Origin of the sequence: Peterkaempfera griseoplana, from assembly GCF_001418575.1 — a bacterium.
GTDB lineage: Bacteria > Actinomycetota > Actinomycetes > Streptomycetales > Streptomycetaceae > Peterkaempfera > Peterkaempfera griseoplana.
Genome location: NZ_LIQR01000383.1, coordinates 1 through 1506, shown reverse-complemented (window position 1 = coordinate 1506; position 1506 = coordinate 1). Strand labels below are relative to the sequence as shown.

1 protein-coding gene and 1 pseudogene are annotated in these 1506 nt (G+C 70.3%); both read right to left on the bottom strand.

Annotation, left to right across the window (positions count from 1 at the left end):
- Positions 1-747 (bottom strand): annotated as a pseudogene (locus AOK09_RS42510) (acyl-CoA dehydrogenase family protein); the annotation flags it as partial.
- A gap of 2 nt (positions 748-749) precedes the next feature.
- Positions 750-1258: acyl-CoA dehydrogenase family protein (locus AOK09_RS42505; protein ID WP_245687492.1), on the bottom strand; the 509-nt coding region annotated here is incomplete at its 3' end.
- Between the last annotated feature and the right edge of the window lie 248 nt (positions 1259-1506).

Below are 1506 nucleotides of genomic sequence, written 5' to 3'. Positions count from 1 at the left end.
CCGCCTCGCGGGCGATCAGCAGGTGCATGATCTCGGTGGAGCCCTCGAAGATGCGGTTGATCCGCAGGTCGCGCAGCATCTGCTCGGCCGGAACCGCCCGCTCGCCGCGGGCCGCCAGCGACGCGGCGGTCTCGAAGCCCCGGCCGCCGCGGATCTGCACCAGCTCGTCGGCCATCAGCCAGGCGTGCTCGGTGGAGTAGAGCTTGGCGATGGCCGCCTCGATGCGGATGTCGTTGCGGTCCTCGTCGGCCATCTGGCTGGACAGGTCGACGATCGCCTCCAGGGCGAAGGTGGTGGCCGCGATATAGGCGATCTTGGTGGCCACCGCCTCGTGCTCGGCGATCGGCTTGCCCCACTGCTCACGGGCGGCCGACCACTCACGGGCGATCTTCAGACACCACTTGCCCGCCCCGGCGCACATCGCCGGGATGGACAGCCGCCCGGTGTTCAGGGTGGTCAGGGCGATCCTCAGCCCCGCGCCCTCCTCCCCGATGCGGTTCTCCGCGGGCACCCTCACCTGGTGGAAGCGGGTGACGCCGTTCTCGATACCGCGCAGCCCCATGAAGGCGTTGCGGTTCTCCACCGTGACACCCGGCGAGTCGCACTCCACCACGAAGGCGGTGATCCCGCCGCGGTGCCCCTCGCTGCGCGGCACCCTGGCCATCACCACCACCAGGTCGGCGACCACACCGTTGGTGGTCCACAGCTTCACCCCGTCCAGGACGTACTCACTGCCGTCCTCGCTGGNNTCCTTCTGCTCCTGGGTGCCGAAGGTCTTCAGCGGCTGCGGCACCCCGATGGACTGGTGGGCGGAGGCCAGTGCGCCGAGCGCCGGGCTGGCGCTGCCCAGCAGGGCCAGCGCCCGGTTGTAGTAGAGCTGGCTCAGGCCCAGGCCGCCGTACTTGCGGTCGACCTTCATACCGAGGACCCCCAGGTCCTTCAGGCCCTTGACCACCTCGTCCGGGATGACGGCGTCCCGCTCGATCTGCGCGGCGTCGATCCTGGTCTCGCAGAACGTCCGCAGCCGCGCCAGGAACGCCTCGCCCTCGCGCACCGACTCCTCGTCCGGCCGCGGATGGGGATGGATCAGGTCCAGCCGGAACCGGCCCAGGAAGAGCTCCTTGGCAAAACTGGGTTTGCGCCAGTGCTGCTCGCGGGCCTCCTCGGCGACCCGGCGCGCCTCGCGCTCGGTGACCCTGGGGCCGTCCTTGGGGGCACCGCTGGAGCTTCCGCTGCGCGGGTGGGTTGGTGCGGACATGCAGCTCACCTCGCCGCTGTTCCGGGACGGGCGGGAACGATCTGTTACCCGCCGGTACTGAATGAAGGTACCCACGGTGACGCCGACATCACCAGACGTGAGAACGAGCTACTTCTGCCCAGGAGTGGCCACCGCATTCACACCGTCCCCGCCGGGCACCGCACACGCCCGCAGCTCCTCCAGCCACCCCCGGAACAACCGGTGCACCGCCTCCGCACCCACCAGCTCCCCCACCGGCCCCGGCAGCC